The 7,162-nt window shown below is 38.4% G+C and carries 6 protein-coding genes and 4 pseudogenes; 3 read left to right on the forward strand and 7 right to left on the reverse strand.

Features of this window, described 5'->3' with window-relative positions:
• Positions 1-15 precede the first annotated feature (15 nt).
• Positions 16-601: pseudogene (locus tag C3Z13_RS05980) on the reverse strand (FMN-dependent NADH-azoreductase).
• Between the two features lie 181 nt (positions 602-782).
• Here C3Z13_RS05980 and sohB point away from each other — a divergent pair.
• Together sohB and C3Z13_RS05990 are read left to right on the forward strand one after the other, a co-directional pair.
• Positions 783-1,843, forward strand: a pseudogene (gene sohB, locus C3Z13_RS05985) (protease SohB).
• A 191-nt stretch (positions 1,844-2,034) separates the two neighbouring features.
• Positions 2,035-2,856 carry an OmpA family protein gene (locus C3Z13_RS05990; protein ID WP_103852500.1) on the forward strand — a complete coding sequence of 274 codons (822 nt, stop codon included), beginning with the start codon at positions 2,035-2,037 and terminating at the stop codon, positions 2,854-2,856.
• Between the two features lie 75 nt (positions 2,857-2,931).
• Here C3Z13_RS05990 and uspE read toward each other — a convergent pair whose 3' ends face one another.
• Positions 2,932-3,855, reverse strand: coding sequence for a universal stress protein UspE (gene uspE, locus C3Z13_RS05995; RefSeq protein ID WP_103855329.1), 924 nt, complete (start codon positions 3,853-3,855; stop codon positions 2,932-2,934).
• Positions 3,856-3,982: 127 nt separating this feature from the next.
• A pseudogene (locus tag C3Z13_RS06000) lies at positions 3,983-4,755 on the reverse strand (FNR family transcription factor).
• A 126-nt stretch (positions 4,756-4,881) separates the two neighbouring features.
• Here C3Z13_RS06000 and C3Z13_RS11670 point away from each other — a divergent pair.
• Positions 4,882-5,040, forward strand: coding sequence for a hypothetical protein (locus C3Z13_RS11670; protein WP_181022021.1), 159 nt, complete (start codon positions 4,882-4,884; stop codon positions 5,038-5,040).
• Between the two features lie 28 nt (positions 5,041-5,068).
• On the opposite strand, the gene ftnA is transcribed toward C3Z13_RS11670, so the two are convergent.
• From ftnA to C3Z13_RS06015, 4 genes and pseudogenes are all read right to left on the reverse strand, one after another.
• A complete protein-coding gene (gene ftnA, locus C3Z13_RS06005) occupies positions 5,069-5,569 on the reverse strand; it encodes a non-heme ferritin (RefSeq protein WP_103855330.1) in 501 nt (166 codons plus the stop codon).
• A 141-nt stretch (positions 5,570-5,710) separates the two neighbouring features.
• Positions 5,711-5,821: pseudogene (locus C3Z13_RS13010) on the reverse strand (ferritin-like domain-containing protein); the annotation flags it as partial.
• Complete coding sequence (locus tag C3Z13_RS13015) at positions 5,805-6,080, reverse strand: ferritin (protein ID WP_425427460.1); 276 nt, start codon at positions 6,078-6,080, stop codon at positions 5,805-5,807. The pseudogene C3Z13_RS13010 and the gene C3Z13_RS13015, both read right to left, overlap by 17 nt.
• Positions 6,081-6,311: 231 nt before the next feature.
• Positions 6,312-7,162, reverse strand: an 851-nt coding sequence (locus tag C3Z13_RS06015) for a LysO family transporter (RefSeq protein ID WP_103855331.1), incomplete at its 5' end; no start/stop codon positions are given.

Raw genomic sequence — 7,162 nt, forward strand, 5'->3', positions numbered from 1 at the left:
TTTTTCTCATATACATTAAATCAATGTATCCACTTTCGCTCTCGCTTGTTCTTGCGATTTTGCCGCGACTTCTGCGCCAGAACCTACGCCTTCTACATAAACAAAATCAACATCATCAATGCCGATAAAGCCAAGGAACGTTTTTAAATAAGGGGTGATAACATCGGTGGCTTGTCCTTGGTGAACACCACCGAAAGAGGCTAAAACGATCGCTTTTTGCCTTTCACTAAGCCTTCAGGGCCGTTTTCTGTGTATTGGAACGTAACACGCGGACGGGCAATGAAATCAATGTAGCTTTTTTTAATTGAGTTGGAATATTAAAGTTGTACATTGGCGCATTGATGACAATGGTATCCGCATCTTTTAATTCTGCTACTAACTCATCGGAAAGGGCTAGCAATGTTTTATCTTGTTCTGTTTTTGGCTCACCACGCAAGGCATTGGCAGCAACGCCATCAAAGTGTGGCAATGGATTAGCGCCTAAATCACGCACAACCACATCTGTTCCTGCGGGTAATTTTGATACAAGATAGTCTGCAAGTTGATTGGTTTGTGAATAATCGCCGAGAATACTCGATTTTAAAACAAGAACTTTTGACATAATAAATCCTTAAACTGTGCTTATCATAAAGTGCGGTCATTATAGAGCGAATTTTTTCTAGAACAATCGTAAAAAAGGAAAAAGATTTTTTCTTAATGGTAAATAATAAGCGGAAAATTGCACTTTGCCAGAAATGCTTTATGATCGCATTTTGATTTTTATTTAACAAAAAGGACAGCTTATGTGGTCAGAATTAGCAATGGGCTATGGCTTATTTATTCTAGAAATTCTTACGGTGTTATTGGTTATCGCAGGGATTGTCGCGATGATTATGGCGTTTAAACAGAAAAAATCTCACCAAGCAGGGGAGTTAGTGATTACCGATTTATCGCAAGAATATGAAGAAAACACCAAGCGTTTGGCGGAGTTTCATCTTTCTGAAGATGCGTTAAAACAAGCGGAGAAAGCGCGTAAAAAAGAAGAAAAACAAAAAGCCAAAGCAGAAAAAGAAAAGCGTAAAAAAGGCGATAATCCAGAAAACGAACGCAAGCCCCATTTATTTGTGTTGAGTTTTAAAGGCGATATTTCTGCGTCAGAAACCACCGCACTTCGTGAAGAAGTGAGTGCCATTATCGCCGTCGCTAAACCAGAAGATGAAGTGTTGTTGCGTTTGGAAAGCCCTGGTGGCGTGGTACACGGCTATGGGCTTGCGGCTTCTCAGTTAGCGCGCTTGAAACAGCATCAAATAAAATTAACCGTAGCCGTGGATAAAGTGGCAGCCAGTGGTGGCTATATGATGGCGTGCGTGGCGGATAAAATTATTGCCGCGCCTTTTGCTATTATTGGTTCAGTTGGTGTGGTGGCGCAAGTACCGAATATTCATCGTTTACTGAAAAAACACGATGTTGATGTGGACGTGATGACAGCAGGCGAATATAAACGCACCGTAACCTTACTCGGCGAAAACACTGAAAAAGGCAAAGAAAAATTCCAACAAGAGTTAAATGAAACCCATCAATTATTTAAACAATTTGTCGCTCAACACCGCCCACAAATTGATGTGGAGCAAATCGCCACGGGGGAACATTGGTTTGGTCAGCAGGCACTAGGATTAAACTTAGTCGATGAAATTGCTACCAGCGATGATTTGATATCTTACAAGCCATTAAAGACAAACTCGTGCTTTCAGTGAAATACACAATGAAAAAATCCCTTGTGCAGAAATTAGGAAAACAAGCTGAAGAAAGCGCCGATAATCTGTTGTTGAGCTGGTTGAAGCGTAATGAGCGGACTTTGTACTAAGGGTAAAATATAAAAAACGTTATCTTTACATTATTTGACAAAAAACTTGTTGGATTTCGCATAGTAAAGGGTTTTGTTAATTTACTTTATTGATAATTAGCTTTACTATATAATAGCGCCGAGCAAAAATGCCATTTGGGCATTCCGTTCATTTCCAAGTAATGATTTATTTATAGTGTTAAGGTAAAAATATGAAATTATCACATCTTTTATTCTCAGCTGTTGCTGCAACGACATTAGCAGCATGCGGAAACTTAAGTAAGGTTACTGATGAAGGTACATCAGAAGATCTAGTTTGGCCGAAAATTGAGGATTCTAAATTTAACCACGATGGTAGTCAATATGGCTCTTGGCCAAATTGGGATAACGTACGAATGATTGAGCGTGGTATGAATAAAGATCAAATTTATAACTTGATCGATCGTCCACATTTCGCAGAAGGCTTATTCGGTGTGCGTGAATGGGATTATGTGTTTAACTACCGTGAAAATGGTGAGCACAAAATCTGTCAGTACAAAATTTTATTTGACAAAGATATGAATGCCCAAAGTTTCTTTTGGTATCCGAATGGCTGTAATGGTAGCTTATCTTTCAGCTTAAAAGGTGATTTCTTATTTGACTTTAATAAAGATACTCTTTCACCAAAAGGAATTGAGGTTGTTGATAACGTAGCTAAACAGTTGAAAGAAGCACAAGCTAAAGATGTTAAGGTGTCTGGTCATACTGACCGTTTGGGTTCTGTAGCGTATAACTTGAAACTTTCACAACGTCGAGCTGATAGAGTTAAGGCTAGATTAATTCAACAGGGAGTAACAGCACATATTGAAGCAATTGGTTATGGAAAGGCATATCAAGTTAAAGCTTGTGATGATGTTGCTGGGGGCCAAGCATTAAAAGACTGTTTACGTGATAACCGTCGTGTAGAAATTTCTTCATCAGGTAAATTATTAAAGCAACAAGAGGCAACAACGAAAGGTGGTCCTATTGGTCCAGCTCCGCTTTATGCAAAATAATCTGTTGTTTTAGATGTTGAAATGAAAAAGCTGATTTCAAATGTGAAATCAGCTTTTTTGTATTATATTTTTGCCTTATTTGTCATTCGGCTTAATCGCTAATAAATTGCAATTTAATTTACTGATAACGTGTTCAGCGGTGTTTCCTAGGAAAGCGGCGGAAAGTCCTGTTCTGCCTATTGTGCCTAGTACTACCATTTCTGCCCCTAATTCTTTTGCTACTTCAGGGATAACATCTTCAGGGAAACCCTCTCTAACGTGAGTGTGATCTTCATCAATATTAAATTTTTGGCGTAAAGCTTTCATATTGATCAAATATTGTCCGCGGATACTATTGCTATAATCTGCGGTGCTAAATTCCGGTAAATCTATTGCCATATTGATCGGTGTTGGCGGATAGGCTGTAACAAGGTGTACATTTCCACGTTCCAAACTATCTGCTAAATCAATGCCGAGTGTAACTAATTCATTATTGAGTAGGCTATGATGATCTTCATCATCTGACACATTAACGGCAACCAAAATACGGCGTTGATGTTTCCAATCTCCATCTTTCACGATCATTATTGGCGCAGGGCATTTGCGTAATAGCTGCCAATCCATCGGGGTGAAAATTAGCGAAGTAATGCTTTCTTCTTCCTGTGTATATTTCACCACAAGATCGTAGCTATTTTTTTCAACCTCTTCGGCGATGGCTTCAGCTTCATTACTATTCCAAACCACCGTTGAATGAAATTCAATATTTGGATCAGCGTATTTGTCCAAATAAGGTTTGATTGCTTTTTGGCGTTGCTCAATAACACCTTGGTGCATATTTTCACGTTCTTCCGAAGAAAGTAGCGCAGACATTTCATAAGATAAATCATAAACCGTCATAAAGGTAGTGATTTTTACCTTGCTTTCACTTTTTTGTTCTTTTACTAAACGCACCGCACGAGCAAGGGCATATTGCTTTTCATTTTCAGGATTTAACACAACCAAGATATTTTTAAATTTCATAACAACCTCCAAATGATGGTTAAGTGTCTTATAGCATAGAAGAGATTGGCAAGAATAACAAGTTAGAGTGGGAAAAAACGTGATCTAGTGCAACATATTGTTGCACTAGAAAGAGCGGAAAAGTAAATTAGCTCACCATTTGAATGCGCGTTTTGGTTACCCCCGCAAGTTGTGATAATTCTGCCATATTATTTATGGTGATGTATTTACCCTGCACGGATAACATACCTGATTTTTGGAAACGTCCTAGCAAACGGCTAATGGTTTCAACGGTTAAGCCTAAATAATTGCCAATATCGCCGCGAGTCATTGTTAAACGAAACTCCCGCGCTGAGAAACCGCGAGCGGAGTAACGGCGAGAAAGATTATGAATAAATGCGGCTAAGCGTTCTTCCGCATTCATTTTAGATAGTAAGAGGATCATTTCTTGATCGCTTTTAATTTCACTACTCATTAAGCGCATAATTTGTTGGCGCAGTTTTGGCATTTTGCCTGATAAATCATCTAAAATATCAAAAGGGATTTCACACACCATTGCGGTTTCTAGGGCTTGTGCAAAACTTGGGTGCTGCATATTGGTAATTGCGTCAAAGCCAACGAGATCACCGGGCAAATGGAAGGACGTAATTTGTTCTTCGCCAGTTTCGCTAATAGTGTAAGATTTGATCGTGCCAGAACGGATAGCGTACAGAGAAGTAAGAGGATCGCCAGCTTGGAATAAGACTTGAGATTTTTGAATAGGTTTTTGCGTTCAATAATGTTATCAAGCTGATCTAGTTCGTGTTCATTTAATGTGAAAGGAATACAGAGTTGGCTGATACTACAATCTTGGCAGTGAATGGCACAGCCGCCGGATTGAACACGACGCCCAATTTTACTGTCATTAGCTAAAATCTTCATTTAATCCTCAAATAACTCGGTAAAGCAGAAAAAATCATATAAAATTGATCTAACGCAAGAAATGATACCACTAAATGGTAAAATTAAGAAGTTTTAAATAGTTAAATAATTGTTAAGGAAATAATAATGGCAACAGGAAAAACTCACCAAAAACGTTTAATCCAAATTATTTTAATGCTCTGCGTACTACTTTCCGCATTTTTCTACCGCACTTGCCATTATGAAAAAATCCAAAGTGCGGTGGAAAATCAGCAAATTTCAGACAAAGAAAAAGCCAGCGAGTAGCTGGCTTTCTAGTAATAACCAATGACAACTAACCGTGATTCACAGCAAGTTTTGCAAGGTCTTTATCCACTAAGAATAATCCTTTGCCGTCATCGCCAAGAAGATTCAGTTTATCTAAAATACCGCTGAATAATTTTTCTTCTTCGTGCTGCTCTGCAACATACCATTGTAAGAAATTGAAGGCTGAGAAGTCTTTTTCTTCAAAGGTTCTGCCGACTAATTCATTGATTTTGCTCGTGATCAGCTTTTCGTGTTGGTAAGTGGTTTCAATCACTTGTTTTAATGAGCTAAATTCGTGCGGTGGCGCTTCAATTTCGCTAATGATTGGTAAGGCGCCTGTTTCAGTTAAATAGGTAAACAATTTACGCATATGTTGCATTTCTTCTGCGGCGTGGGCAGATAAAAATTGTGCCGCCCCTTCAAAGCCTTGTTGTTCGCACCAAGCGCTCATTTGTAAATATAAGTTTGAGGAATAAAATTCCAAATTCATTTGATCGTTTAATAATTTAATAACGTTGTTTGATAACATTTTTCTCTCCTTTATTCTAATTATTCTAATATGGCTAAATTCGCGGTCAATGTAGTAAAGGGAACGTCCGTCCTCGCCGACTAAATTGAATTTATCAATAATGCTGCTGAACAATTTTCTTCTTCGTGTTGTTCTGCCACATACCATTGTAAGAAAATTGAAGGTAGAGTAGTCTTTGTGTTCAAAGGTAACTTCTACCAATTCATTGATTTTTGCGGTAACAAATTTTTCGTGTTTAAGGGTGATTTCCAAACACTTCTTTTAAGGATTTGTAATCATTTTTTGGTGCTTCAATTTTGCCTAATAATGGCATACCTGTGGTTTCATTCACATAGGTGAATAATTTTTGCATATGCATCATTTCTTCATCTGCGTGGCGGAGCAAAAAGGCTGCGGCACCTTCATAGCCGTTTGCTGAGCACCAAGCACTCATTTGTAAATACACATTGGAAGAATAAAATTCCAAATTAATTTGTTCGTTTAGTTTTTTAATAATCGCGTCTTGTAACATAGCCACTCCTTTCCTTAATGGTCAATAAAATATAGTGGGCATAGTTTAACCAGTTTTTTCTTTTTTGCAACTAAAAATATTTGTAAGTTATTAATTTTTAAAGGGAATTTTAATAATAATTATTCTATTTGAGAGAATCGTTCTTATTGCCAAATGGTAAAAATAAAGTGCGGTGGAAATTTGATGAATTTTTTCAGCCTGTATCACAACATACAGGCTGAAAGTGAACATTTAAGCAAGGGGAATGCTGGAGAAAAATACCAGTAAAATAGGCGGTACGATATTGGTTACAAAGCCAAAACTAATTGCCAGCGGTACAACTTCAATGCCACCAGAACGTTGAATAATCGGCAAGGTGCAATCTAATGCGGTTGCGCCTGCCATTCCAACGGCGGTAGAGCGATAATTAAACATAAAAAAGGGAATAATGAATAAGCTGACAATTTCCCGTGAAAGATCGTTAAAAAAGGCGATGCTGCCAAAAACAGGCCCCCAAGCATCATTAATCACCACGCTGGAAAGGGAATACCAACCAAAGCCCGAAGCAATGGCTAGGCCTTGTGTAACAGGTAAATCCAGTACATAAGCGGAAATAATCCCACCTAACAATGAAGTGAGAATAAAAACCAGCCCTGTATAAAGCCCGCGCTTATTGAAGATGACTTCACGCAATGCAATGCCGTTATTACGCAGCTGAATGCCGACAAAAAAGATCAGCAGCACTAAGGCATAAGTGCTTGTACTAAAAGGAAAAGCAAGCCATTCTTTGGTCAAAATTCCCACCACAAAACCGATCAACACCATTGAGCAAAGCTTGGTGCTGTCTAATAATAATCGCCCGCGTGAAGGTAAATCTTTGCCTAAATGTTTAAGTGGCTGTGGGCGTAGTTTGTCATACAGTATTAAGCCGAGAATATTGCAGCCTTGAATGATTAAAGCAAAAGTGAAAGCAGAAATACCAATTAATGGTAAGGTGTTGGCAAGATCGTCCAAATGCCCTAACGACACGCCCATAATGAATAAAATCACATAGAGCAGCAGCATCACAATTTGATTTATACGCTGCAAAAGTGCGGTGTTTT

It is taken from the genome of Avibacterium endocarditidis (assembly GCF_002921145.1).
GTDB classification, from domain to species: Bacteria; Pseudomonadota; Gammaproteobacteria; order Enterobacterales; family Pasteurellaceae; genus Avibacterium; species Avibacterium endocarditidis.

Bases quoted from the DNA above. Each gene is read 5' to 3' on its own strand.
- C3Z13_RS11670 (WP_181022021.1), top strand. From the start codon at position 4,882: ATGGCAACAGGAAAAACTCACCAAAAACGTTTAATCCAAATTATTTTA.
- C3Z13_RS13015 (WP_425427460.1), bottom strand. From the start codon at position 6,080: ATGTTACAAGACGCGATTATTAAAAAACTAAACGAACAAATTAATTTG.
- uspE (WP_103855329.1), bottom strand. From the start codon at position 3,855: ATGAAATTTAAAAATATCTTGGTTGTGTTAAATCCTGAAAATGAAAAG.
- ftnA (WP_103855330.1), bottom strand. From the start codon at position 5,569: ATGTTATCAAACAACGTTATTAAATTATTAAACGATCAAATGAATTTG.
- C3Z13_RS05990 (WP_103852500.1), top strand. From the start codon at position 2,035: ATGAAATTATCACATCTTTTATTCTCAGCTGTTGCTGCAACGACATTA.